Origin of the sequence: Flavobacterium araucananum, assembly GCF_002222055.1 — a bacterium.
In the GTDB taxonomy this organism is placed as follows: Bacteria; Bacteroidota; Bacteroidia; order Flavobacteriales; family Flavobacteriaceae; genus Flavobacterium; species Flavobacterium araucananum.
Genome location: NZ_MUGS01000010.1, coordinates 253 through 25,758, shown reverse-complemented (window position 1 = coordinate 25,758; position 25,506 = coordinate 253). Strand labels below are relative to the sequence as shown.

Genomic DNA, 25,506 nt, shown 5'->3' with positions numbered 1-25,506 from the left:
TTCTGTAAAAAGAAAACAAAAGATATACCATGAAAAAAGCAACCTTACTACTCGTAGTTTTTATATCGATTTTCTTCCTAAGTTGCGAAGAAGTCGTTAATGTTGATCTTGATACCGCAGCTCCAAAATTAGTAATTGAAGCTGCAATAAACTGGCAAAAAGGAACAACCGGAAAACAGCAAACCATAAAATTGACTACAACTACCGGATATTTCGAAAATGTTATACCCACAGTTTCAGGCGCAACCATTTTTATAAAAAACAGTCAAAATGAGCAATTCGTTTTTACTGAACTTCCAAAAACAGGACGATACGTTTGTACAAATTTCAAACCTGTAATTGACGAGACCTATACCTTAACCGTAATTAACAAAGGGATTACCTATACTGCAACCGAAATCATGAAGTCTGTAGCACCAATAACACGAGTAGAACAAAATAACGAAGGCGGGATTACAGGAAAAGAAATCGAAACAAAAGCTTTTTTTAACGATCCGGCAGATGTCGATAATTTTTATTTGTTTAAATATGTATATTCGAGTAAAATTACATCAACCTATTATGTGAGTGAAGATAAATTTTTTCAGGGAAATGAATATTTCAGTTCATCAGACGATGATGATTTGAAAATTGGAGATGAAGTCGAAATGACACATTACGGAATTTCAAAACAATATTATAACTATATGAGTATCTTAGTTAGTATTGCCGGAAGTAATGTTGGCGGACCTTTTCAATCGCCACCGGCAACTGTAAAAGGAAATATCATGAATATGACTGATAAAGCCAACTATCCGTTAGGTTATTTCTCGCTCAGTGAAATTGACATAAAAAAATACAAAATTCAATAATATCAGTACCATCATGGAAGCCAGAATTGAAACTTTATCAGAGAAAAAACTAATTGGTAAACACATTATAATGTCGTTTATCGAAAATAAAACATTCCAATTGTGGAGCTCTTTTATGCCCCAGCGCAAGGAAATCAAAAATACAATCGACTCTAATTTATATTCGCTTGAAGTTTTTTCGGATGGCCATTTTGACAATTTTGATCCCAATAACAGTTTTCAAAAATGGGCCGCTGTCGAAGTTTCTCACTTTGATGAAATCCCGTCAGAAATGGAAACCTTAACCATTCCAACTGGATTATATGCCGTATTTGTACACAAAGGTCCACAAAGTGAAGGTCATAAAACCTATCATTCTATTTTTGTAGAATGGCTTCCAAATTCAGAATATACCGTAGACGAAAGACCCCATTTTGCCGTAATGGGAGATCAATATAAAAAAGAAGATCCGGACTCCGAAGAAGAAATTTGGATCCCTATAACCAACAAAGCTTAAAATTATGCTAATCGAAACACTAAAATCCCTTTTTGACCGTGACCTCAACAAATTAAAAGTCGAGATCGAATCGTATCAAAACGAAAGTCAGATTTGGGTAATTGATAAAAACATCTCTAACTCTGCCGGAAATCTTTGTTTGCATTTAATGGGAAACATCAATAGTTTTATTGGTGCCGAAATTGGCAAAACACGTTACGTTCGCGATCGTCCCTTAGAGTTTTCGACAAAAAATGTCCCAAAAGCAGCACTTATCTCTACAATCGAAAAAACTAATTGGGTTGTAAATAATGCACTTGACAGTTTAACCGAAGCTGACTTAGAAAAAATTTACCCACAAATTGTTTTCGAAAAAGAAATGACAACAGGTTATTTTTTAGTTCATCTTGCAACACATTTAGCCTATCATTTAGGACAAATTAATTATCATAGAAGGTTGTTAGACTAAATAAAAGTTTACAGTCTCGGTATTCAGTATCAGTAACAGTTTACAGTCACAGTCACAGTTTGAGTAAAGTGAGATTGAAAACTGTGACTGTAAACTGAAAACTTTTCTCAAAACCCTCAACATATGTAAAGGTTTAGAAATTAGAAATGTGCAAACTTTGCATCATTAATTCAATATTTCTAAAACATGAAACATTTACTTTTTACTCTATTTTCACTTTGTGCTTTTACCACAAAAGCGCAAACCTTCAAAAATCCCGAATCATTATTCGACCCAACGCCTTATGGTTTTAGCCATGCATCATCAGTTTCGACATCAGGCGAATTAGTTTATATTTCCGGACAAAGCGGCGGTTTAGGAAAAGAACACACGTTAAGCAATAGTTTTAGAGAACAAACCAAAGTAGCATTACAAAACATTGTAACCGTTTTGGACAGCTACAATCTAAAACCCGAAAACATCATGAAAATAACCATTCTAATCGTAGATCATTCTCCGGAAAAACTAAAAATATGGAATGAAGAGATTAGAAAAGTATGGCAAAACAAACCCTTTCCCGCAAGTACATTAATTCCTGTTCCTAAATTAGCCATCGACGGAATGTTAATCGAAGTCGACGCAATAGCTTTTAAAGCAACAAAATAATTATTTTTTTACCATTAAGAGATTAAGAAAGTTAAGTTTGGATTATTACTTATAAACCATTTAAAAATCCTTTTAATCTTAATATCCCGATAACTATCGGGAGTGGCAAAAAAAGTCAACATCAAAAAGCTTAATTTTCTTAATCTCTTAATGGTAAAAGACATTTTTTGCTTCCATTCCTTTTTTAGACAAAACAAATAAATTATTTTAAATCTGTGAAATCTGTGGCAAAAGAAACTTTTCTTAATCTCTGTCAAAAAAAATCTAAAATCTAAAATCTAACCTCTACAATCTTATCCTTTCGTACATTTGCAGCACATTTCAAATCAAAATCTAAATGTCTTCACACCATATCGTACGCGACGACCAGGAACCCGCATTAATTATTGCCAACGGTGCAGCATGCAATCCTGAATTATTAGGACAATTGCTCGAATGGTCTCCACTGGTTATCGTGTTGGATTCTGCTATCGAGCGAGTAATTGATTTAGGGATCAAAATCGATGTTCTTTTAGGGGATTTCGATCGCGGCTTTGATCCTGAAATTTACAAAACATCCCAATATCCCATAGAAATTGTACATACACCGGACCAGGACAAAACAGATTTAGAGAAAGCTTTTGATTATTTAATAGCAAGAAAAATTCCAGCTGTAAATGTCGTTTGGGCAACCGGAAAACGAGCAGATCATACTATTACGAACCTTACGAATATTGTTCGTTATCGCAATTTGCTTAAAATTGTCATTCTCGACGATCATTCTAAAATCTTTTTATTGCCTAATAAATTCGAAAAATGGTATACGGCAAAAACACCAATTTCATTGATTCCAATTGGTGTTGTTAACGGTATTAATTCCATCAATTTAGAATATCCATTACAAAACGACACCTTAACAATTGGTTACAGAACCGGTAGCAGCAATGCCGTTGCCCAGGATGGTCTTGTTACCATCACCCATACTAATGGCGATTTATTGCTAATGGAATGCATGGATTAACCAATTATCATCTTGAGCGAAGTCAAAACATCATTCGACTTTTACTATTGTCACTCTGAGCGAAGTCGAAGAGTCAGGAGCTATTTCCTGCTGTCCACTATATCTTTTCCTGGCTAAAGGAGCCAGAAAAAGGATACCGCTTCCATCAGGGCTAAGGCAATCGTTTTTATAATTGCACTTTCCTCCAAAAGGAATGACTATCTTTGCACGGAAATTTACAAAATGAAAGAAACAGACAATTCCGAAAAAAACAATTTACATCCTCGAAATCTTCATCGTTCCCGTTATGATTTTGATCTCCTTATTGCGAATTGTCCTGAATTAAAAGCACAAGTTGCCGTAAATGTTCACGGAATCGAAACTATCGATTTCAGCAATCCTGTCTCGGTAAAATTGCTTAATAAAGCTTTGCTTCAAACCTATTACGACATACAAAACTGGGATATCCCTAAAAATTATCTTTGTCCGCCCATTCCAGGAAGAACGGATTATATTCATTACCTGGCCGATTTATTGGCAGAAACCAATAACGGAATCATTCCGCGAGGATCTTCAGTTTTAGGTTTAGACATTGGTACAGGAGCCAATTGCATCTATCCTATTTTAGCAAATGCAATTTACGACTGGAGTTTTGTGGGAACTGATATAGACGAAAGAGCGATCGAAAATTGCAGCAAAATCATCGAAACCAATCCTAAATTAATTGATGCTATAAGTTTACAGCAACAAACGGAGTCTCGTTTCATTTTTAAAAACATCATCACGCCCGAAGATCGTTTTACCTTTACAATATGTAATCCGCCTTTTCATTCTTCTGCCGAAGATGCCAATCAAAGCACCGTTCGTAAAGTTTCGAATTTAACCAAAGAAAGAAAAAAAACAAATCCTGTTTTAAATTTCGGCGGTCATAATGCCGAATTATGGTGCGATGGCGGTGAAATTGGTTTTGTAACTCAAATGATTTACGAAAGCTCAAAATTTGCCATGCAATGTTTATGGTTTACGACTTTAGTTTCAAAAAGAGAAAACCTTTCCAGCATTTATAAAACCCTAAACAAAGTAAATGCATCCTCGATAAAAACAATCGATATGGCTCAGGGTCAAAAAACAAGCCGTATTGTAGCGTGGAGTTTTTTGAGTGAAAGTCAACAAAAAGCGTGGAAGTTTTAAGATTCTTAAATGATTTTTTAATTTATTGTTTTGTAACTTCGTGTAAATTATATTGATATGAATACTCTTGAACTGAAAAATATCTTAATTTCTGAAATTTCAAAAATTGATGATGAATCATTTTTATCTGCTTTAAAAACTATTTTAGATAGTCGCAGTAATTCTTTCAAAAGTTATTCATCCCATTATAATGAAGACCTTAAAGTCGCAGAAGAGGATATTCAAAATGGAAATTTTTATTCTCATAAAGAGATTAAAGATAAAATTGAGCAATGGAAAAAGAAATAATTTGGTCCAAAGCGGCTCAAAATCAACTTAAGAAAATTTATTTTTTTTTATTAAAACAAGCCAAAAGTAATCAGGTTCAGAATAAAGTAATAGATTCTATCTACCAATCAGTTACAATACTTTCAACTAATTGGGAAATATATGAATTGGATGAAATGAAAACATCTAATAATGGCGATTATCGTGCTTACGAAATTTACAGCTATAGAATCTCATACAAAATAACTTCAACACAAATCCAAATATTAAGAATCAGACACACAAGTCAAAATACTAAAACATTATAATTCTGATACTTTAAAACAAAATTCTGATACTTTTTCGATTCCCAATTTACGTACCTTTAAAGTAAAAGTAAATTGAATTTTATGACAATGCCAAAATTACTACTCAAATTTGCGCTTCTATTCGTATTGGTAAGTTGCGCTTCTGCAAAAAAAGAAAAATTTGATGATTATATTTTTAAAACAAAAAGCGAAAAACAAGCTTACTTAAATTCGTACGACAAAGCCCTGAAACTTTGGGATATTCCTTATTGGGAAGAAAATATAAAAACCACTTACGGAACTGCTCATGTTATTATCGCGGGTCCAAAAAACGGAAAAGACTTAATTCTTTTGCACGGAATGGATGCTAGTTCGACGATGTGGTATCCTAACATTAAACCGCTTGCCAAGAATCATCGCATTTATGCCATTGATTTTATAATGGAACCCGGAAAATCTACTTTAACGACAAAACCCCTTTCCTCTGACGAAATTGTAATTTTATACAATGAAATTTTTGATCATTATAAATTAAAGAAATTTGATATTGTAGCAGCTTCGCGTGGTGGGTGGATCGCCACTTTATTGGCTACCCAAAAAGGAAATTCTATTGACAAAATAGTTTTATTAAGTCCCGCGCAAACCTTTAAATTTATAGATAAAGTAGGCAAAACGACCTCGGCTTTGATGCTTAAACTTTTTCCGAGCGAAAAGAAATTTGGAAAAACATTAAAAACATTCTCTACCCATCCTGAAAAAATAAGCCCTGTTTATAAAAGACAATTTTATTTGGCCAATAAATATGCTAAATCAAATTCAAGCATGTTCAAAATGCATCCTTTTTCAGATGATGAATTAAAATCGATCACTAATCCTGTTTTGGTTTTAATTGGCGATCGTGATGTTATTAATTCCGAAGAAAGTTTAGAAAGAGCTAAAAAATATTTAGCCAATGGCAAAACACAAATAATAAAAGATGCAGGACATTTTTTATCCATCGATCAATCGAAAAATGTAAATGAGGCGACGATTGATTTTTTAGAATAGTTTTTTGCCACGAATTCACGAATTAAATTTAATTCAGACTAATATCAATTCGTGAATTCGTAGCTATCTTCTAAAATAAAAATTCGGGTAATTCGTGTAATTCGTGGCAACCCTTTTTTATAGAATTCAAACTTTGTATCTTTACAAAACTAATCTTTTAGCATTCAAAAATGAATTTCCAGGTATCCTCAGAGTATAGTCCAAAAGGTGATCAACCACAAGCAATCGAAAAACTTTCGCAAGGTATTGTAGATGGCGAAAAATACCAGACATTATTAGGGGTTACAGGTTCCGGAAAAACATTTACGGTTGCCAATGTCATACAGGAAGTTCAAAAACCTACTTTGGTTTTGGCTCATAATAAAACACTGGCAGCACAATTATACTCGGAGTTCAAACAATTTTTTCCTAATAATGCGGTAGAATATTTCGTTTCTTACTACGACTATTACCAACCGGAAGCTTTTATGCCTGTAACAGGCGTTTTTATCGAAAAAGATTTATCTATCAACGAAGAGCTCGAAAAGATGCGTTTAAGCACCACTTCTTCCCTGCTTTCAGGACGTCGTGATGTTTTGGTCGTCGCTTCTGTTTCGTGTTTATATGGTATTGGAAATCCTGTTGAATTTAAGAAAAACGTAATTGAAATTAGCCGGGATCAGGTTATTTCGAGAACGAAACTACTTCATAGTCTGGTTCAAAGTTTATACGCCAGAACCGAAGCCGATTTTAATCCGGGAACTTTTAGAATAAAAGGGGACACGGTAGAAGTATATCCCAGTTATGCCGATGACGCTTACAGAATACACTTTTTTGGTGACGAAATCGAAGAAATAGAATCATTTGATGTGAAGACTTCACAAGTCATTGAAAAATTTAAAAGACTTACTATTTATCCCGCCAATATGTTTGTTACTTCTCCGGATGTCCTGCAAGGTGCAATTTGGGAAATTCAGCAAGATTTAGTTAAACAAGTTGATTATTTTAAAGAAATAGGAAAACATCTCGAAGCCAAACGTCTGGAAGAACGTACCAATTTTGACTTAGAAATGATAAGGGAATTAGGCTATTGCTCCGGAATCGAAAACTATTCCAGATACCTTGACGGAAGACAAGCCGGGACAAGACCATTCTGTTTATTAGATTATTTCCCGAGTGATTACCTGATGATTGTAGATGAAAGTCACGTAACGGTCTCTCAGGTTCACGCCATGTATGGAGGCGACAGAAGCCGTAAAGAAAATCTAGTTGAATACGGTTTCCGTTTACCTGCCGCAATGGACAACAGACCTTTGAAATTTGAAGAGTTTGAAGCCATACAAAATCAGGTCATTTATGTATCTGCAACACCTGCAGATTACGAATTACAAAAAACAGATGGTGTTTATGTAGAACAAATTATTCGCCCAACAGGATTATTAGATCCAATTATCGAAGTAAGACCAAGTTTGAATCAGATCGATGATCTAATCGAAGAAATTCAGGTGCGCTGCGAATTAGACGAAAGAGTTTTGGTAACTACCCTGACTAAAAGAATGGCCGAAGAATTAGCAAAATATTTAACCAAAGTAAACATTCGTTGTCGCTACATACATTCTGAAGTAGACACGCTGGAACGTATCGAAATTATGCAGGATTTACGAAAAGGTATTTTTGATGTTCTAATTGGAGTAAACTTACTTCGTGAAGGTTTAGATTTACCGGAGGTTTCATTGGTTGCTATTTTGGATGCTGATAAAGAGGGATTTCTTCGTAACCACAGATCTCTAACGCAAACTATTGGCCGTGCGGCAAGAAACTTAAATGGAAAAGCAATTTTGTATGCCGATAAAATTACAGCGAGTATGCAACGAACAATCGACGAAACAGATTATCGCAGAACCAAACAGATTAATTATAATACGGAACATGGTATTGTACCACAAGCTTTAAATAAAAAAATCGAAAGTGCTTTTACCAAAAATCCTTTGGTAGAATATGAGTTAGGACATACTTTATCTGTTGCTGCAGAACCGGAAACCGCTTATTTATCAAAAACCGAATTAGAAAAAATGATTCGCGAAAAACGAAAATCGATGGAAAAAGCAGCAAAAGAATTAGACTTCCTGCAAGCGGCTAAATTGCGCGATGATATCAAAAAATTACAGGAGCAACTATCTTAAGTACATTATTTTAAAAGAGTTAATATAATACCAAAGAGTAATTCATTTTTAGAAATTATCTGTCAGAATATTTTATAAGAAATCTTAAATTCATTAGTTTTAACAAAATTTTTAAATTCTAAGATGAAATATCCTTTACTCTTTTTTATTTTTTTAGCTTTTAGTTCCTATTCTCTGGCACAATCTGATAAAAATGATTTCTGGACTGATGAGATAGAAAATTCTTCGGATATTATAAAACCGTATGTCCTTTCTACACATCCATTCGGGATTTATATTTCGAGATTAAATCATATTTTTAATGTTCGTTCTCCTGATAAATATTCTTTTTCATTTGAAGTTTCGAGCGGAAATGTTGTGCTTCCTTATGTAAAATCATATGAATTAACAGATCCTAATGATCAAAAAATTGCCGAAGGTTTACTTTGGCACGACCGCGAATATGCCTTTGACCTGAATAAAGTTCCTTCTAAAACTAAAGAGTTTGCCGCAGATGGCGTTATTCGATCCTATCGTTTTACTTTTACATTACCCCTTACGGTTCATCACGAACTTAATTTTAGTTTGCGGGCCAACTCTCTTGATGGTGGCAAATATCCTTATTCTATTTTTACTTCAGATGAAACTATCGAGTGGTTTCACCGCAATATTGCCGGCGGAAAAGATCCGTTTTCAAGATATTATTATGGCTTAAATAAAGCGGGGATATCTTATAAAGACGAAAACGACAGGGTTTTATCAATGAACAATGGCAATTTTACAATTCCGGGACTCGACATAAATTATACTTATTATCCTAAGCTCGAAATGAATAGAAAACATCATATTTATATTAATTTTGGCACTCAGCTTGGTATTAATACCTCAAAATATAATCCTGTCGCTGATTTTGGAGTTTTTTCGTCGGTGTTGAAAAAAATGGTAATCAAACAAAAAAATATTCTAAGTTTTGGTGCAAGTGCAGGAGTTTTACGCCAGCATTTTTTAGAATATGGTGATCGGGTAAACATAAGCAATCAAAACTTTTTGTATAGTTTTGAAGGTCTTATTGATTACAAAGTAAAGCTCAAAAACAATAACCGTCTTTCGTACGGTATCAATTATAATTTTCAAACATCTTATAATAATAAAAAAGATGTAGATCATCTTGTTCTAACGGGAGAAAGGATAAATACACATTGGCAAAAATCAATTTCTCACTTATACGAAAACTTAGAGGGATGGAGTTTTATTTGTACCTACTCGACAAAACGGTTCTCTTATTTTGTGTACTTTAGAGAAGATTTAAATTTAGATAATGCACCCGATTTTCAAACGGGTATAGGTTTAAAAATGTCCATCAAAAAAAGTTAGATTTTTTTAGACAAAAAACACATATTCAAATACAATCTGAGCAACTATGGAACTAATTTTAAGAGAATACAATCTAAAACTAAAGCATACTTTTACGATTTCCAGAGAATCAATTGATTTTCAGCCGTCGTTGATTGTTGAGCTCAAAAGTGATGGTTTTTCCGGTTTTGGAGAAGCAACGTCAAATCCGTATTACAAAACAACCGTTCCGGTGATGATGCAGGATTTAGAAAAAATAAGAACCCTGATTGAGTCTACAGAAAATGAAACTCCCGATGTTTTTTGGGCAAAAATATATCCCCATCTCAAAGGTGATATGTTTGCTTTATGTGCTTTGGATTTGGCCTATAACGATCTTTATGCCCGCAAAAAAGAAAAGAAATTATACGAGCTGTGGAATTATACTATTGATCAAAATCCACTTACAGATTATACTATCGGGATTGCCTCGATAGAAAAAATGGTTTCGAAAATGCAGGAACTTCCCTGGCCTATTTACAAAATCAAACTGGGCACTAAAGAAGATCTTGCGATTGTCAAGGAACTGCGAAAACATACTAACGCTATTTTTAGAATCGATGCCAATTGTGGCTGGGGCGTTGAGGAAACGATTCATAATGCTGTCGAATTAAAAAAATTAGGTGTAGAATTTCTGGAACAGCCCATGAAAGCAGATAATTGGGAAGGTCATAAAGAAGTTTTCAAACATTCGGTTTTGCCTATAATTGCCGATGAAAGCTGTATTATTGAAGAAGATGTTGCAAAATGTTTCAACCATTTTCATGGTGTAAATGTAAAATTGGTAAAATGCGGCGGACTTACTCCCGGAAAACGCATGATCGAAGAGGCTAAAAAATTAGGTCTTAAAACAATGGTGGGTTGCATGACTGAATCTACTGTGGGAATCTCGGCAATTGCTCATTTATTGCCACAACTGGATTATGTAGATATGGATGGTGCGTTGCTTCTGGCGCAAGATATCGCAACTGGTATAACAATAAAAAATGGTGTAATACACTACTCTGCACTTAACGGAACAGGAGTTACTTTAATCTAAAAGTTATGAATGTCAATCAGTTTCCGGATAGAATTATTGAGATTGACCAGGAACACTATTTGTATTTTGGCGGAACTGCTTATTTGGGATTACCTGCCAATAAAGACTTTCAGGAACTGGTTATTAAAAATATTCGAAATTGGGGTACGACTTATGGAAGCTCCAGAAGTGCCAATATAAAATTGACTGCTTATGAAAACGGCGAGGCTTTTTTAGCCAGACATATAAAAGCTGAAAGTGCCGTTACGGTTTCGTCCGGAATGCTTGCCGGAAAATTGGTAATCGCACAATTGAATACAGACACTGATTGCTTTTTTTACTTTACCGATATTCATCCCGCCATCAAAACAAATAGTTTGCCTCTATTTTTGAACGATGATATAAATCCTCGTTTGTTAAATCCTAAACCAGAAAGAATTACAATTCTTGCAGATGGCGTTCCGTCTTTTCAGACTAAAGCAATCGATTTATCTGTTTTAGCAAAAATTCCAGCTCATAAAGAGATTACACTTCTTGTCGACGAATCACATTCTTTTGGCATATTAGGCACAAATGGTTGCGGAATTTATTCTGAAATCAATCTTCCTCTTAAACGAAAAATAATGGTTTCGTCTCTTGGCAAAGCATTTGGCCTGAATGGTGGCGTTATTGCCAGCGACGCTTTGTTTATCAATCAAATAAAAAACCTGGAGACTTTTGTTTCTGCTGCCGGCATGAATCCTGCTTTTGTCCAGACTATCGCTGATGCTTCTGAGCTTTACAAGATTCAACATAAAAAACTACTGGAGAATCTAAATTATATTGATCAAAAATTAATCAAAAATGACACTATTAAATTTGACAAATCATATCCTTTAATTTATCTGAAAGATGATAATATGATTGAAATTTTAAAAGCAAATAAAATTATTATCGCCAGTTTTAAATATCAGGAAAACTCCAATAACCTAAATCGTATTGTAATAACAGCGAATCATTTGCATGAAGATCTAGACAAATTAGTAAATATCTTAAACGAATATAATTCTAATACAAAGTAGAAAAATTCGCCACGAATTTCACAAATTTTCACCAATTAGAGTTCGTCAAAAATTTAATCTGTTTCGCATAGATTCGTGAATTCGTGGCGAAAAAAATTTAAACACCATACAATTGTGAAAATTTGTGCAATTCCTGGCAAAAAAACATTAGCGCATCTCAATAAATTGTATTCAAATTAGTTTTAAAACGTACCTTTGTAAAAAATTAAACGATGACAAACAACGATATCCTAAAAAAACTTCGCGTGGCTTTGATGCTCCGTGACGACCAAATAGTTGAAATTTTAGAATTAGTAGATTTTAGAATTACAAAATCAGAATTGGGAGCTTTTTTTAGAGCCGAAGATCATGAAAATTACATGGAATGTGGTGATCAGGTTTTACGTAATTTCTTAAACGGATTGGTAATTCATTTAAGAGGAACGAAAGAAAACCCGAAAAACCCGAATGACGTTTTGGCTAAACATAAAGCTGAAATCCCTAAGAAAAACAATACTAAAGAAAGACCTGAATTTAAAGCAAGTGCTAAAGATTCTGAAAGAGGAAGAGGCGATAAAGCACCTTCTAAATCTGGTTCGGCTGCTGGAAAACCTAAAAAGAAAGAATTCCCTAAAGGAAATGGAAAAACATCTGTTGTAGAAAAAGTAATTTACAAAAACGGAAAAAATAAAAAATAATTTAACCGTAATCCCGATAGCTATCGGAAGCAAAGTTTTTTAGCCACGAATTCACGAATTATTTTTCATAATCTTGAAAATAAAAATTTGTGAATTCGTGGCTATTATTTTAAACCCGAAAAGTTCGCAAAGCTAAATTGATAAAGCTTTGCGAACTTTGCGTTTTTATTTAAAATCTATATATAAAATCCTTGCTTCCGATAGCTATCGGGATTGCGGTTAAATAACCATCAAAATTATATCTTATTTTCATCAATCCGTTCAAAGAAAGCATCTTTAAAAGTGGCTCCTATTGGTAACTCTTTTGCATTTATAAAAACAGAAAAACTATCTGTCGATTCTATTTGTTTTAAAGCAATTACAAAAGATTTATGTATCTGAATGAAATTTTTTTCAGGCAATGATTCCAATACATTTTTTAAAGAAGAATGGGTAATAATTTGCTGTTTTAAGGTATGAATACAAACATAATTCTGAAGACTTTCGACATACAAAATATCCTCTAAAAACAATTTCTGAAATTTATTTTTACCATCCGTTTTTATAAAAATAAAATCAGCTGAATTATTTGTTACCACTTCGGTTTTGGGCTCAGCTTTCAGTTTCGAAACCGCCTGATAAAAACGTTCAAATGCAATAGGCTTCAAGAGATAATCAATTGCATTAAGCTCAAATCCTTCTAAAGCAAAATCCGGATAGGCTGTTGTAAAAATAACCTTGATATCTTTTGAGATTATTCTTGATAACTGTAAACCTGTTAGTTGTGGCATCTGGATATCCAAAAAAATAACATCGACACTTTGCGTGTTTAGAAACTCTAATGCTTTTAAAGCATCGTTAAAAACACCTTTTTTTTCAAGAAAAGATACTTTTTCGATATAGTTTTCGAGAATGCGCGTTGCCGGCGGTTCATCATCAACAATGATACATTTAAGGTTCATAAAATTATTTTTTTAGTGGTATTTTCAAATAGGTTTTAAAGGTATTGTTTTCTGTTATTTTTTCAAGAATAAAGTGAGGCCCATAAGTATGTTCCAGTCGTTTGGTCAGGTTCTCAAAACCAATTCCGGTCGAGGAATAATTTTCGCCTTCTACATTATAATTAAAGGTTGATAGTTCTAAAAAGTCTTCTTTTATATGGATCGAAATAGTTGCTTTTTCATCCGGATTGTTTAGTTTACCATGTTTAAAAACATTTTCTATAAAATGAATCAAAGCAGATGAAAGGATTTTTTGGGTCGAATAAGTTCCTTCAATCACAAAGTCTAAATAAAGCTGATCTTCAAATCGCTTTTTTTGCAAATGAATATAGTTTTGTACAAACTGAACTTCTTTAAAAAGCAATACCTCATCTTTATCCGTTTCTGTAATTACATAACGAAGCAAATCTGATAAAACTAAAATATCCGAAGCCATTTCATCATCTTTCAGGATCAATTGACTGTAAAATGAATTAAGTGTATTAAACAAGAAATGCGGACTTACCTGCGATTTTAGCATCTGAAGTTCGGCTTTTTTATTCTCTAAAAGTAATTGCTGGTTTTGCTTATATGTTTCCTGAAATTGCCAAAGCAAAAAACTAAAAGCACTTAAAATCACCGACGGTAACCCGAAGAAAAAATTATCCCGAATATAATAACCTATTTCGCGTGTTTTCTCGGCGTAATTATGGATTCCGGTAATTTCGAAAATAAGAACTTCCTGCAAAAAATAACGTACTCCTGCAAAAATGACTAACGAAATTGGAATACTAAATAAATACAACAGGATCTTCTTTTTATTTAAAAACCAATCACAAAATGTGTAAAAATTAAGCAGATAAACGATAAAAATAGACAGTATAAAACCTGTATTAAATAGTAGATACATTCTGCTGAAAACGAAATCCAGTTTTTTAGTGTTCACGCCTATATCCCAAAGATAAAAAGTGAGAAACAATCCCAGAAAAAGTAGCATGTGATAATAAAAAGGAATTTTTAGCTTCATAATAGTGTCATTGTTATTTCAAAAATACAACTATGCCTTTACATGAAAGCTATCTTTATATAAAACAGCTGTTTTCTGTGACGAACAATGAAAAACAGTACATGAAATTTTTCGCCAGCCCATTCCTAATGTTTGTGATTTGAAATTTGGTGTTCATCAAAAACTAGAAATTCACCTGAAAAGCTATGATACATTTGTCCTGAATTTAAAACAAATCATCATGAAAAAAATCGCTTTATTATTAGTCCTTACAATTGCATTCAACACTGTTTCTGCTCAGTCAAAAAAGAAACAAATCTTATTACTTGGGTCTTTCCATTTTGAAAATCCGGGACTTGATGTTGCCAAGCTAAACACTTTTAATGTTATGTCAGACAAAAGCCAAAAAGAACTGGAAAACATTACCAATAAAATTAAAAAGTTTGGTCCGGATAAAATTTTTGTTGAATGGAACTATCAAAAACAAGACAAACTGGATAAATTCTATGCCAAAAACACGGATAGTTTGCTTAAAAATGATTCAGATGAAATAGTGCAAGTAGCTTTAAGATCAGCTAAAAAATTAGGACATAAAAAATTATATGCAATGGATTACAACAATACTGATTTTCCTTATGATAGTTTGGTAAAAGGAATGAAAGAAGCCAATCAGCTTGATTTAATCAAGAAAAATGAAGAGACCATGAAACATTACGAAACAGATCAAAATAAAAAAATTGCGAAGTATTCTTTGACTGAATTACTTTTGGATCTTAATACCAAAGAATCAAATGAGGATAATCTTAGCTGGTATCTTCAAACGGGTATTAAAGGTGGCAAAATAGACAATTTTGTGGGTGCTTTTCTGGTTTCAGAATGGTACAGACGAAATCTTTATATGTATGCTTTGATTCAGAAACTTACCGAAAGTAAAGATGATAAAATAATGGTTTTATTGGGTGCAGGCCATACGGCAATGATTAGAGAATTTGTAGCGCATAATCCTGACTTTGAAATTGTAGAATTGGCAACGGTTTTAAAGTAGTTTTCTAAGCGTAAAGTTTTTTAGCCACGAATTCACGAATTATTTTTAATCTCAAAGATTATCAAATTAATTCGTTAATTCGTGGCTATTTTAAAGACATAGCATTGCGAACTTTGCGTTTATATTTACAATCTTCAACAAAAAAACTTGCTCCCTATAGCTATCGGAATTGCGGTTAAAATAATTTCAAAAAAAATCCCTCCGAATGATCGGAGGGATTTCTATATATTAAAGAGAAGATGCACAGCAGTGCATCTCTACACTATTATTAAGATAATGCAGCTTTAACCTGGTCAGCAGCTTCTTGAAATTGAGTAGCTGATAAAATTGGCATACCTGAGTTATCAATTAATTCTTTTGCAATTTCAGCATTTGTTCCTTGCAAACGAACGATAATTGGCACATTGATAGCATCACCCATATTTTTGTAAGCGTCAACAACTCCTTGCGCCACACGGTCACAACGAACGATTCCACCAAAAATATTGATCAAAATAGCTTTTACGTTAGGATCTTTTAAGATAATACGGAAAGCAGTTTCAACACGTTTTGCATCAGCAGTTCCACCAACGTCTAAGAAGTTAGCAGGCTCAAAACCAGCATATTTAATTAAATCCATAGTTGCCATTGCAAGACCTGCTCCGTTTACCATACATCCTACAGTACCGTCAAGATCTACATAGTTCAAACCTACTTCTTTAGCTTCTACCTCGATTGGATTCTCCTCACGGATATCTCTCATCTCAGCATATTTTGGTTGTCTGTATAAAGCATTATCATCGATATTTACTTTAGCATCAACAGCCATAATTTTGTTATCTGAAGTTTTTAAAACCGGGTTGATTTCAAACATAGAAGCATCAGAACCAATGTAAGCATTGTATAATGAATCGATGAATTTCACCATTTCTTTGAAAGCATTCCCAGAAAGACCTAAGTTAAAAGCGATTCTTCTTGCTTGAAAACCTTGTAATCCAACAGAAGGATCAACTTCTTCAGTAAAAATTAAATGTGGAGTATGCTCAGCAACTTCTTCAATATCCATTCCACCTTCAGTAGAATACATAATCATGTTACGACCAGTAGCTCTATTTAATAAAACAGAAACATAAAATTCAGATGTTTCACTTTCACCAGGATAGTACACATCTTCTGCAACTAAAATTTTGTTTACTTTTTTACCTTCTGCAGAAGTTTGAGGTGTAATCAATTGCATTCCGATGATTTGTTCAGCAATTTCTTCAACTTGTTGCAAGTTTTTTGCTAGCTTAACTCCACCACCTTTTCCACGACCACCTGCGTGAATTTGTGCTTTTATTACGTGCCATCCTGTACCAGTCTCGGCAGTTAATTGTTTTGCAGCAGCCACAGCTTCAACTGCATTGTTAGCCACAATTCCGCGTTGAATGCGTACTCCGTAACTCGCTAAAATTTCTTTTCCTTGATATTCGTGTATGTTCATAATATAGAATTTGTCTGGTTCTGAATTTATTTCAGAATAAAAGTGCGACAAAAGTAGCAAAATTCAACTTAAAAGTAAAATCTTTTTCAATTAAAAAACGTGTGTCACAGATATTAAAATATTATTCAATTTTAAAGAAAAGTAATCGTTAAACTATTGCATGCAAATTGTTAACTAAAAAACACTATTTCGTTTGAAATTTAACAAAAACACCAGTGATTTCAATAGCTCCGAAAGGATTTTTCTTAATATTATTCAAAACATATTGTCATTTTATCATTTCGCAATGCTTTCTATGAAATTATTATCATTTAAGAATCCTTTTTCTAATATTACAACAAAAATGTAAGCCAAATGACAATTTTACTACATTATATTTAACGAAATCTCTATTTTTGTAGAAAAAATATCAAGAATGAAAGTTAAAGAACAAGGGCTTTATTTGCCTGAATTTGAACACGACAATTGTGGTGCAGGATTTATTTGTAATTTGAATGGTATTAAATCAAACGATATTATTCATAAAGCATTGGATATCTTAATAAAATTGGAACATCGTGGTGCAGTTAGTTCTGATGGAAGAACTGGAGACGGAGCTGGAATTTTATTCGACATCCCACACGCTTTTTTTAAAAAAGTATGTGATTTTGAGATCCCTGAAACACGTGAGTATGCAGTAGGAATGGTTTTTTTACCAAAAAGCAAAAACCAGGTTTCCTTTTGTATCAACGCTTTCGAATCGACTATTAAGGATCAAAACTTAAAGATTCTGGGTTGGAGAGATGTACCTGTTGAAGTGGAAAATTTAGGGCAGATTGCCGCAGAAAAAGAACCAACAGTTAAACAGGTTTTTGTTAGCAAAAACGGTCAGGATTTAACTGAAAATGAATTTAATGCAAAACTTTTTGCAGCTAGAAAAATTGCTGAACATGCCGTAAGAGGCTCAAAAACCTCTGAAAGTCACATGTTTTATTTCTCTAGTTTATCGACCACTACCATAATATACAAAGGTTTATTGATGCCGGAAGACATTAGCCGTTATTATGTTGACTTAAAAGATCCCGATTTAGTGACTCGTTTGGCGTTAGTGCACCAACGTTTCTCTACCAATACTTTCCCGTCATGGGAGCTTGCCCAACCGTTTAGATATATGTGTCATAATGGTGAGATTAATACACTTCGTGGAAACGTAAGTCGTATGCGTGCTCGTGAAGAATTGATGGAAAGCAAAGTTTTTGGAAATGATATCAAAAAATTATTCCCAATTATCTTAGAAGGAAAATCAGATTCGGCCTCTATGGATATGGTGGTTGAACTTTTATTAATGACTGGTCGTTCCTTGCCTGAAGCGATGATGATGGTTGTTCCTGAAGCTTGGGAAAAACACCAGACAATGTCTCCTGAGAAAAAAGCTTTTTATGAGTTTAATGCTTGTATCATGGAACCTTGGGATGGTCCGGCTTCTATTCCGTTTACAGATGGTAACGTAATTGGTGCCTTATTAGACAGAAATGGTTTGCGTCCTTCTCGTTATACCTTAACAAAAAGTGGCTTCGTAATCATGTCATCAGAAATTGGTGTATTGGATATCGATCCCGAAGATGTAATTCAGCATGGTCGTTTAGAGCCCGGAAAAATGTTCCTGGTAGATATGAACGAAGGTCGTATTATCGAAGATGATGAAATAAAAAAAGCAATCGTGACCAAACGTCCTTACCAGGAATGGATCGATGCAAACTTGCTACAATTATCTCAGGTTCCCTATACCAATAATCCTACTCCTGTTGAGAAACTTGATTTTCTAACCAGACAAAAATTATTTGGCTATACGATCGAAGATTTAAAAACAATCATTAACCCAATGGGAGCTCAGGGCGCTGAAGCCATTAGTTCTATGGGTAACGATACACCATTGGCTGTTTTATCAGATCAGCCTCAATTGTTGTACAACTACTTTAAGCAATTATTTGCTCAGGTTACCAATCCGCCTTTGGATGGTATTCGTGAAGAAATCATTACTGATATCAGTTTAGCAATTGGTGGTGATTTTAATATTTTTGAAATTGAATCGAAACAATGCAAAAAATTAAAAATCCAAAATCCTGTTATTTCAAATGAGGATTTAGATAAAATAAGAAACATTGATCATCCGGATTTCAAATCGGCTACAATTTCTACATTATATAAAATAGAAAAAGGAGTTAATGGTCTGGAACGTGCGCTTGAAAAATGTGTTCAGGCAACGTTTAAAGCCGTTTCTGAAGGATGTAATATTATCATTTTATCAGACAGAGGTGTTAGCGAAGAATTGGCTCCAATACCAATGTTATTGGCTTGTTCTTATATTCATCACTCTTTGAACATCTTGCAGGTTCGTTCTAAATTTGGAATCATAATCGAATCTGCCGAGCCTCGCGAGCCGCATCATTTTGCCTTATTATTTGGTTATGGTGCAAGTGCGATCAATCCGTATATGGTAAACGAGATTATTCACGATCAGGTAAACCAAGGATTTATTACAGGTGTAAAAGCAGATTATGCGATTGTAAATTACAACAAAGCGATCGCAAAAGGGATCCTTAAAATCATGAACAAAATTGGTATCTCGACTTTACATTCGTACAGAGCGGCTCAAATTTTCGAGATTTTAGGTTTAAATAAAACGTTCACTAATAAATATTTCCCTTACACACCTTCAAGAATCGAAGGAATTGGTTTAATCGAAGTAGAAAAAGAGGTTAAGAAACGTTTTCAAAAAGCATTTCCAAATTCAAAAATTGCAAGCTTATTGCCTTTAGAAATTGGAGGTATTTACAGATGGAGACGTGGTGGCGAAAAACACATGTTTAACCCTACTACAATATCTAAATTACAACAGGCAGTTCGTTTAAACAGCCCTGAAAGTTACAAAGAATACTCGGACATGGTCAATGAGCAAAGCTCAAACCTAATGACTATAAGAGGTTTATTCGAGTTTAACAATCTTGATCCAATTTCTATTGATGAAGTAGAACCCTGGACAGAAATTGTAAAGAAATTCAAAACAGGTGCCATGTCTTACGGATCTATTAGTAGAGAAGCACACGAGAATTTGGCAATTGCCATGAACAGAATTGGCGGAAAAAGTAACTCTGGAGAAGGAGGAGAAGATCCTAAACGTTTCCAGAAAGAAATTAACGGAGATTCCAGAAACAGTGCGATCAAACAAGTTGCTTCAGGACGTTTTGGTGTTTCTATTAACTATTTGACCAACGCCAAAGAGATCCAGATTAAAATGGCTCAGGGTGCAAAACCTGGAGAAGGTGGTCAATTGCCTGGAGAAAAAGTCGTGCCCTGGATTGCCGAAACCAGAAATTCTACGCCTTATGTAGGTTTGATTTCGCCTCCGCCACACCACGATATTTACTCTATTGAGGATTTGTCTCAGTTGATTTTTGACTTAAAAAATGCGAATCGCGAAGCACGTGTCAATGTCAAATTAGTTTCTGAAGTTGGGGTTGGAACCATTGCTGCCGGTGTTGCCAAAGCAAAAGCTGATGTAATCCTGATTTCAGGTTATGACGGAGGAACTGGTGCTGCACCGCTAACATCTTTACAACACACAGGTATTCCGTGGGAACTTGGTCTTGCCGAAGCGCAGCAAACTTTGATCCTGAATGATTTAAGAAGCCGTGTCGTTCTGGAATGTGACGGACAATTGAAAACAGGTCGTGACGTAGCTATCGCAGCCTTATTAGGAGCCGAAGAATTTGGTTTTGCTACTGCTCCACTTGTGGCTTCTGGATGTATCATGATGAGAGCTTGTCACTTAAATACTTGTCCGGTTGGTATTGCTACTCAGGATCCTGAATTGAGAAAAAATTTCAAAGGAACTCCGGAACACGTAATCAACTTTATGTATTTTATTGCCGAGGAGTTAAGAGAAATCATGGCGCAATTAGGTTTTAGAACCTTAAAAGAAATGGTGGGTCAATCACAAAAATTAAATGTGAACAAAGCGATCAAACATTACAAAGCAAATGGTTTAGATTTATCATCCATTCTATACAAACCAGAAAAAGCGAAAACTGTTCCTAATCATAATACAACAACACAAGATCACAATCTTGAAAACGTATTGGATTTTGAAATTATCAAAGAAGCGATTCCTTCTATTTATAGAAAAGAAAAAACAAGAGTTACATTTAAAATTAAAAATACAGACCGTTCTGTAGGTGCTATTTTGAGTAATGAAATCTCAAAAATATATGGCGCACAAGGTTTACCCGAAGACACTATTTTAGTTGATTTTGAAGGTTCTGCCGGACAAAGTTTTGGTGCATTTGCTACCAATGGATTGTCGTTTAAAATTCACGGAAACTGTAATGATTATTTAGGAAAAGGATTGTCCGGAGGAAAACTAATTATCAAAGTCCCTCCTACTGCAACCTTCAAACCTGAAGAAAATATCATTATTGGCAACGTTGCCCTTTACGGAGCGATTACCGGAGAGGCTTATATTAATGGAATGGCAGGTGAGCGTTTTTGTGTGAGAAACTCCGGAGCAACTGCGGTTGTTGAAGGAATTGGAGATCACGGATGCGAGTACATGACAGGTGGTACAGTGGTTGTTTTAGGAAAAACAGGAAGAAACTTCGCAGCGGGCATGAGCGGTGGTGTTGCTTATGTTTATGACCCAAATCAAAAATTTGATGCGACAGTTTGCAACATGGAAATGGTTGCTTTTGATCCTATCGAAGACCTGGATGTGGTAAAACTAAGAAAACTGATCAAAAATCACTCGTTGTACACCAACAGTCCATTAGCAAAAAGAATTTTAGCAGACTGGGAAAATGAACAAAACCATTTCGTAAAAGTAATGCCAACTGATTACAAAAAAGCATTGCAACGAATTGCAGAAGAGAAAAAAATAGAAGAATTAATAGCTGATTAAAAGGTTCTGAGTTACAAAGGTGCAGAGGTACTGAGTTGGAGTTTTTCAACTTACTTCTCACATTTCATATCTCACAACTAAATTTAATAAAAATGTCATGGGTAAAATAGGCGGATTTAAAGAATATAACAGAGCCGACGAAAGTAATTTGGCAGTAGCAGAACGTGTTTCGAACTACAATGAATTTACGATTACGTTAGCAAAAGATAAAATAAAAGAACAAGGTTCGAGATGTATGGATTGTGGCATTCCTTTTTGTCACAGTGCTTGTCCGTTAGGAAATTTAATTCCTGATTTTAACGACATGGTACATCAGGAAGAATGGCAAAGTGCGTTGGCGATTTTACAATCGACCAATAACTTTCCGGAATTTACAGGTCGCTTATGCCCTGCCCCATGTGAGAAATCATGTGTTTTAGGCATCATCAAAGAGCCTGTTGCAATCGAAAACATCGAGAAAAACATCATCGAAAGAGGTTTTGCCGAAGGTTGGATCAAACCTCAGCCACCAAAAATCAGAACCGGAAAAACGGTAGCTGTTATTGGCTCAGGTCCTGCAGGTTTGGCAGCAGCGCAACAATTAAACAGAGCCGGTCATACGGTGACTGTTTTTGAAAGAGACAATGCCATTGGAGGTTTATTGCGTTACGGAATCCCTAATTTTAAATTGGAGAAAGGAATTATCGACAGACGTGTAGCCATTCTTGAGGCAGAAGGAATCACTTTTAAAACAGATGTAAATGTTGGTGTAAACTTTAGCGTGGCCGAATTAAACGCTTTTGATTCTATCGTATTATGCGGTGGAGCAACCGAGAGAAGAAGTTTACCCACTAAAGGTATCGAAAGCAAAGGTGTTGTTCAGGCAATGGATTTCCTGACACAGCAAACTAAAGTTTTATACGGAGAATCAATTCCTGATCAGGTAAAAGCAACCGGAAAAGACGTTATCGTAATTGGTGGTGGAGATACCGGATCTGACTGTGTGGGAACCTCAAACAGACACGGAGCAAAATCGGTAACAAATTTTGAGATTTTACCAAAACCTCCCGTTGGAAGAAGCGAATCTACGCCTTGGCCTTTCTGGCCGTTGCAATTGAAAACCTCCTCTTCTCACGAAGAAGGTTGCGACAGAAACTGGTTAATCAATACTAAAGAATTTTTATCGAATGATAAAGGAGAACTTACAGGTTTAAAAACCGTTGAAGTACAATGGAAAATGACTCCGGGTCAACGTCCTGAATTAATCGAAAAAGAAGGTTCTGAGAAAATCTGGCCTTGCGATTTGGCTTTGTTAGCCTTAGGATTTACAGGTCCTGAGAAAACTTTAAGCGAGCAATTAGGTCTTGAAATCGATATGAGAAGCAACTATAAAGCGACAAATTATCAAACGAATGTACCTCACATTTTTACCGCTGGAGATATGCGCAGAGGACAATCGTTGATCGTTTGGGCAATTTCAGAAGGTCGTGAAGCAGCAAGAGAAGTAGATTTGTTCTTAATGGGGTATACCAACTTGCCAACCAAAGGAAACGGAGACTTACCAAGTCTATAATTTCCCTATAACAACACACTACAACAAACCCTTGAATTTATATTCAGGGGTTTTGTTTTTTGCCACAGATTTCACAGATTAAAATGATTTTTTTAGGGTTGCCACGAATTACACTAATTTCTCTAATTTCCATTTTCTGGCTGATCTCTTATTGCAAACATAGCCCATGGTTCAACCATGGGAACGCAATGTATAATTACACCCATAACGTTTACCGTGGTTGAAACCACGGGCTATCTTTTTAGCATTTGCGAAAAAGCTAAAATAAAAAATTCGTGAAAATTCGTGAAATTCGTGGCAGAAAAATATAAAAATCTCTGCTCATCTTTTTATCCCGATAGCTATCGGGAGTGGCAAAAACTTAGTAACTTAGAACCTTAGTAGCTTAGTCCCGAAGTCTCGGGATAAAAAGTTTTAAAAAAATCAGGAAAAAGCAACTTTTTGTTTAATAACAAACAATTTGTTATAATTTGTTATTTTTCTACAATTAATTTGCAGTTAGTCAAAAGTGTAATAACTTTGCTCAAAATAGTTTAAAAATGCAAGCAAAAGATTTACTGCAGTTAGCAGACCAATTTGGAAGTCCATTATATGTTTATGATGCCGAAAAAATTCAATCTCAGTACAATAGGTTAACTAAAGCTTTCTCTAAGGTAGAAAACTTAAGAGTTAATTATGCCATGAAGGCATTGTCTAACGTTGCGATTCTTCAGTTATTAAAGAACATGGGGTCTGGGTTAGATACTGTATCCATTCAAGAAGTTTTATTGGGACTTCATGCTGGCTATGAACCTGAAAAAATCTTTTTTACACCAAACGGAGTTTCTCTTGAAGAAATCGAAGAAGTTGCCGCAATGGGTGTACAAATCAATATTGACAACTTATCTATCCTGGAGCAATTCGGGACAAAATATCCACAAATTCCGGTATGTATTCGTATCAATCCGCACGTAATGGCAGGAGGAAATGCAAATATTTCGGTAGGACATATCGATAGTAAATTTGGAATCTCTGTACATCAGATACCGCATATCTTAAGAATTGTAGAGAACACAAAAATGAGTATCGTAGGGATTCACATGCACACAGGATCTGATATCCTGGATATCGAAGTATTCTTGTATGCTGCCGAAATCTTGTTTGATACTGCAAAACACTTCAAAGATCTTGAGTTTTTAGATTTCGGAAGCGGATTCAAAGTTCCTTACAAAAAAGACGATATCGAAACAGATATCGAAGAATTAGGAAAAAAATTATCAAAAAGATTCAACTCTTTCTGTGCAGAATATGGCAGAGATTTAACGTTGATTTTCGAACCGGGAAAATTCCTGGTAAGCGAAGCAGGTTTTTTCTTAGCCAAAGTAAACGTAGTAAAACAAACAACATCAACAGTTTTTGCCGGAATCGATAGTGGTTTCAACCACTTAATCCGTCCTATGTTTTACGGTTCACAACACTATATCGAAAACATCTCAAACCCAAAAGGAAAAGAGCGTTTTTACTCGGTAGTAGGATACATTTGCGAAACGGATACTTTTGCAAACAACCGCAGAATTTCAGAAATTACCGAAGGTGATATTCTAGCTTTCAGAAACGCAGGAGCATATTGTTTCTCAATGGCATCAAACTACAATTCGAGATACAAACCAGCCGAAGTTTTATGGAAAGACGGAAAAGGAATCTTAATTCGTCAGCACGAAACATTCGAAGATTTACTTAAAAATCAAATTCCGTTGCCACAAGAAGTTGCTGCAACAGTTTAAAATAAAAAAAAAGAGAATATCTATTGAATCCCGTTTCTTAATTGAGACGGGATTTTTTTTGTTGTAGATTTCTGATTTTAGAGTTTAGATTACTAAATGTCTGTCAGGCTGAGCGAAGTCGAAGTCCACGCAAAGTAACCACAACGTTTGTCATTCTGAGGAACGAAGAATCTCCACAAGAAACTCGACAATAATAGAACGCAGATGACGCGGATTTGCTTTGCAAAAACACGGATTAAAACGGATTTTTTATCATAATATTCTAGACACAATTTTGTCAGGCTGA

The 25,506-nt window shown here is 34.7% G+C and carries 21 protein-coding genes; 18 read left to right on the top strand and 3 right to left on the bottom strand.

Translation table 11 applies throughout. The features are described from left to right. Positions 1 to 29 precede the first annotated feature (29 nt). The 14 genes from B0A64_RS08145 (at position 30) to B0A64_RS08080 (ending at position 12,500) form a co-directional block, all read left to right on the top strand. Positions 30 to 851 (top strand): DUF4249 domain-containing protein, encoded by an 822-nt coding sequence (locus B0A64_RS08145; RefSeq protein WP_089479022.1) that lies wholly within the window; start codon positions 30 to 32, stop codon positions 849 to 851. A gap of 13 nt (positions 852 to 864) precedes the next feature. After that, on the top strand, positions 865 to 1,347 hold the full coding sequence (locus tag B0A64_RS08140) for a GyrI-like domain-containing protein (protein ID WP_089479021.1): 483 nt from the start codon (positions 865 to 867) through the stop codon (positions 1,345 to 1,347). A gap of 4 nt (positions 1,348 to 1,351) precedes the next feature. Continuing rightward, positions 1,352 to 1,795 (top strand): DinB family protein, encoded by a 444-nt coding sequence (locus B0A64_RS08135; RefSeq protein WP_089479020.1) that lies wholly within the window; start codon positions 1,352 to 1,354, stop codon positions 1,793 to 1,795. 186 nt (positions 1,796 to 1,981) lie between these two features. Then, entirely contained in the window at positions 1,982 to 2,440 is a 459-nt protein-coding gene (locus B0A64_RS08130) for a RidA family protein (protein WP_089479019.1), read from the top strand. Between the two features lie 337 nt (positions 2,441 to 2,777). After that, complete coding sequence (locus B0A64_RS08125; protein ID WP_089479018.1) at positions 2,778 to 3,440, top strand: thiamine diphosphokinase; 663 nt, start codon at positions 2,778 to 2,780, stop codon at positions 3,438 to 3,440. 222 nt (positions 3,441 to 3,662) lie between these two features. After that, positions 3,663 to 4,610, top strand: a complete 948-nt coding sequence (rlmF, locus tag B0A64_RS08120; RefSeq protein ID WP_089479017.1) for a 23S rRNA (adenine(1618)-N(6))-methyltransferase RlmF — start codon at positions 3,663 to 3,665, stop codon at positions 4,608 to 4,610. Positions 4,611 to 4,667: 57 nt separating this feature from the next. Continuing rightward, a complete protein-coding gene (locus B0A64_RS08115; RefSeq protein ID WP_089479016.1) occupies positions 4,668 to 4,898 on the top strand; it encodes a hypothetical protein in 231 nt (76 codons plus the stop codon). Next, positions 4,883 to 5,185 carry a type II toxin-antitoxin system RelE/ParE family toxin gene (locus B0A64_RS08110; RefSeq protein ID WP_089479015.1) on the top strand — a complete coding sequence of 101 codons (303 nt, stop codon included), beginning with the start codon at positions 4,883 to 4,885 and terminating at the stop codon, positions 5,183 to 5,185. The genes B0A64_RS08115 and B0A64_RS08110 overlap by 16 nt, the downstream gene beginning before the upstream one ends. Before the next feature lie 87 nt (positions 5,186 to 5,272). Continuing rightward, complete coding sequence (locus B0A64_RS08105; RefSeq protein WP_089479029.1) at positions 5,273 to 6,211, top strand: alpha/beta fold hydrolase; 939 nt, start codon at positions 5,273 to 5,275, stop codon at positions 6,209 to 6,211. A 170-nt stretch (positions 6,212 to 6,381) separates the two neighbouring features. Beyond that, positions 6,382 to 8,373 (top strand): excinuclease ABC subunit UvrB, encoded by a 1,992-nt coding sequence (gene uvrB / locus B0A64_RS08100; RefSeq protein WP_089479014.1) that lies wholly within the window; start codon positions 6,382 to 6,384, stop codon positions 8,371 to 8,373. A gap of 123 nt (positions 8,374 to 8,496) precedes the next feature. Further along, positions 8,497 to 9,726, top strand: coding sequence for a hypothetical protein (locus B0A64_RS08095; RefSeq protein ID WP_089479013.1), 1,230 nt, complete (start codon positions 8,497 to 8,499; stop codon positions 9,724 to 9,726). A 46-nt stretch (positions 9,727 to 9,772) separates the two neighbouring features. Next, a complete protein-coding gene (locus B0A64_RS08090) occupies positions 9,773 to 10,783 on the top strand; it encodes a dipeptide epimerase (RefSeq protein ID WP_089479012.1) in 1,011 nt (336 codons plus the stop codon). A gap of 5 nt (positions 10,784 to 10,788) precedes the next feature. Then, positions 10,789 to 11,823, top strand: coding sequence for an aminotransferase class I/II-fold pyridoxal phosphate-dependent enzyme (locus tag B0A64_RS08085; RefSeq protein WP_089479011.1), 1,035 nt, complete (start codon positions 10,789 to 10,791; stop codon positions 11,821 to 11,823). 212 nt (positions 11,824 to 12,035) lie between these two features. Beyond that, positions 12,036 to 12,500: a DUF1456 family protein gene (locus B0A64_RS08080; protein WP_089479010.1), complete on the top strand. Its 465-nt coding sequence runs from the start codon at positions 12,036 to 12,038 to the stop codon at positions 12,498 to 12,500. Positions 12,501 to 12,736: 236 nt separating this feature from the next. Here the strand turns inward: B0A64_RS08080 and B0A64_RS08075 are convergent, their stop codons facing one another. Next, complete coding sequence (locus B0A64_RS08075) at positions 12,737 to 13,441, bottom strand: LytR/AlgR family response regulator transcription factor (RefSeq protein WP_089479009.1); 705 nt, start codon at positions 13,439 to 13,441, stop codon at positions 12,737 to 12,739. 4 nt (positions 13,442 to 13,445) lie between these two features. Continuing rightward, positions 13,446 to 14,486 (bottom strand): sensor histidine kinase, encoded by a 1,041-nt coding sequence (locus tag B0A64_RS08070; protein WP_089479008.1) that lies wholly within the window; start codon positions 14,484 to 14,486, stop codon positions 13,446 to 13,448. Between the two features lie 220 nt (positions 14,487 to 14,706). Between B0A64_RS08070 and B0A64_RS08065 the strand changes: the two genes are divergently transcribed. Further along, entirely contained in the window at positions 14,707 to 15,510 is an 804-nt protein-coding gene (locus tag B0A64_RS08065; RefSeq protein WP_089479028.1) for a DUF5694 domain-containing protein, read from the top strand. Between the two features lie 268 nt (positions 15,511 to 15,778). On the opposite strand, the gene sucC is transcribed toward B0A64_RS08065, so the two are convergent. Beyond that, a complete protein-coding gene (gene sucC, locus B0A64_RS08060; protein ID WP_089479007.1) occupies positions 15,779 to 16,972 on the bottom strand; it encodes an ADP-forming succinate--CoA ligase subunit beta in 1,194 nt (397 codons plus the stop codon). A gap of 415 nt (positions 16,973 to 17,387) precedes the next feature. Between sucC and gltB the strand changes: the two genes are divergently transcribed. The 3 genes from gltB (at position 17,388) to lysA (ending at position 25,220) form a co-directional block, all read left to right on the top strand. Then, positions 17,388 to 21,905, top strand: a complete 4,518-nt coding sequence (gene gltB / locus B0A64_RS08055) for a glutamate synthase large subunit (protein ID WP_089479006.1) — start codon at positions 17,388 to 17,390, stop codon at positions 21,903 to 21,905. Between the two features lie 97 nt (positions 21,906 to 22,002). Further along, positions 22,003 to 23,457 (top strand): glutamate synthase subunit beta, encoded by a 1,455-nt coding sequence (locus tag B0A64_RS08050; RefSeq protein WP_089479005.1) that lies wholly within the window; start codon positions 22,003 to 22,005, stop codon positions 23,455 to 23,457. 539 nt (positions 23,458 to 23,996) lie between these two features. After that, a complete protein-coding gene (gene lysA, locus B0A64_RS08045; RefSeq protein ID WP_089479004.1) occupies positions 23,997 to 25,220 on the top strand; it encodes a diaminopimelate decarboxylase in 1,224 nt (407 codons plus the stop codon). Positions 25,221 to 25,506: the final 286 nt, after the last annotated feature.

Excerpts from the sequence above, each read along its gene's own strand:
- B0A64_RS08145 (WP_089479022.1), top strand. The coding sequence starts at position 30 with ATGAAAAAAGCAACCTTACTACTCGTAGTTTTTATATCGATTTTCTTC.
- B0A64_RS08140 (WP_089479021.1), top strand. The coding sequence starts at position 865 with ATGGAAGCCAGAATTGAAACTTTATCAGAGAAAAAACTAATTGGTAAA.
- B0A64_RS08135 (WP_089479020.1), top strand. The coding sequence starts at position 1,352 with ATGCTAATCGAAACACTAAAATCCCTTTTTGACCGTGACCTCAACAAA.
- B0A64_RS08130 (WP_089479019.1), top strand. The coding sequence starts at position 1,982 with ATGAAACATTTACTTTTTACTCTATTTTCACTTTGTGCTTTTACCACA.
- B0A64_RS08125 (WP_089479018.1), top strand. The coding sequence starts at position 2,778 with ATGTCTTCACACCATATCGTACGCGACGACCAGGAACCCGCATTAATT.
- rlmF (WP_089479017.1), top strand. The coding sequence starts at position 3,663 with ATGAAAGAAACAGACAATTCCGAAAAAAACAATTTACATCCTCGAAAT.
- B0A64_RS08115 (WP_089479016.1), top strand. The coding sequence starts at position 4,668 with ATGAATACTCTTGAACTGAAAAATATCTTAATTTCTGAAATTTCAAAA.
- B0A64_RS08110 (WP_089479015.1), top strand. The coding sequence starts at position 4,883 with ATGGAAAAAGAAATAATTTGGTCCAAAGCGGCTCAAAATCAACTTAAG.
- B0A64_RS08105 (WP_089479029.1), top strand. The coding sequence starts at position 5,273 with ATGCCAAAATTACTACTCAAATTTGCGCTTCTATTCGTATTGGTAAGT.
- uvrB (WP_089479014.1), top strand. The coding sequence starts at position 6,382 with ATGAATTTCCAGGTATCCTCAGAGTATAGTCCAAAAGGTGATCAACCA.
- B0A64_RS08095 (WP_089479013.1), top strand. The coding sequence starts at position 8,497 with ATGAAATATCCTTTACTCTTTTTTATTTTTTTAGCTTTTAGTTCCTAT.
- B0A64_RS08090 (WP_089479012.1), top strand. The coding sequence starts at position 9,773 with ATGGAACTAATTTTAAGAGAATACAATCTAAAACTAAAGCATACTTTT.
- B0A64_RS08085 (WP_089479011.1), top strand. The coding sequence starts at position 10,789 with ATGAATGTCAATCAGTTTCCGGATAGAATTATTGAGATTGACCAGGAA.
- B0A64_RS08080 (WP_089479010.1), top strand. The coding sequence starts at position 12,036 with ATGACAAACAACGATATCCTAAAAAAACTTCGCGTGGCTTTGATGCTC.
- B0A64_RS08075 (WP_089479009.1), bottom strand. The coding sequence starts at position 13,441 with ATGAACCTTAAATGTATCATTGTTGATGATGAACCGCCGGCAACGCGC.
- B0A64_RS08070 (WP_089479008.1), bottom strand. The coding sequence starts at position 14,486 with ATGAAGCTAAAAATTCCTTTTTATTATCACATGCTACTTTTTCTGGGA.
- B0A64_RS08065 (WP_089479028.1), top strand. The coding sequence starts at position 14,707 with ATGAAAAAAATCGCTTTATTATTAGTCCTTACAATTGCATTCAACACT.
- sucC (WP_089479007.1), bottom strand. The coding sequence starts at position 16,972 with ATGAACATACACGAATATCAAGGAAAAGAAATTTTAGCGAGTTACGGA.
- gltB (WP_089479006.1), top strand. The coding sequence starts at position 17,388 with ATGAAAGTTAAAGAACAAGGGCTTTATTTGCCTGAATTTGAACACGAC.
- B0A64_RS08050 (WP_089479005.1), top strand. The coding sequence starts at position 22,003 with ATGGGTAAAATAGGCGGATTTAAAGAATATAACAGAGCCGACGAAAGT.
- lysA (WP_089479004.1), top strand. The coding sequence starts at position 23,997 with ATGCAAGCAAAAGATTTACTGCAGTTAGCAGACCAATTTGGAAGTCCA.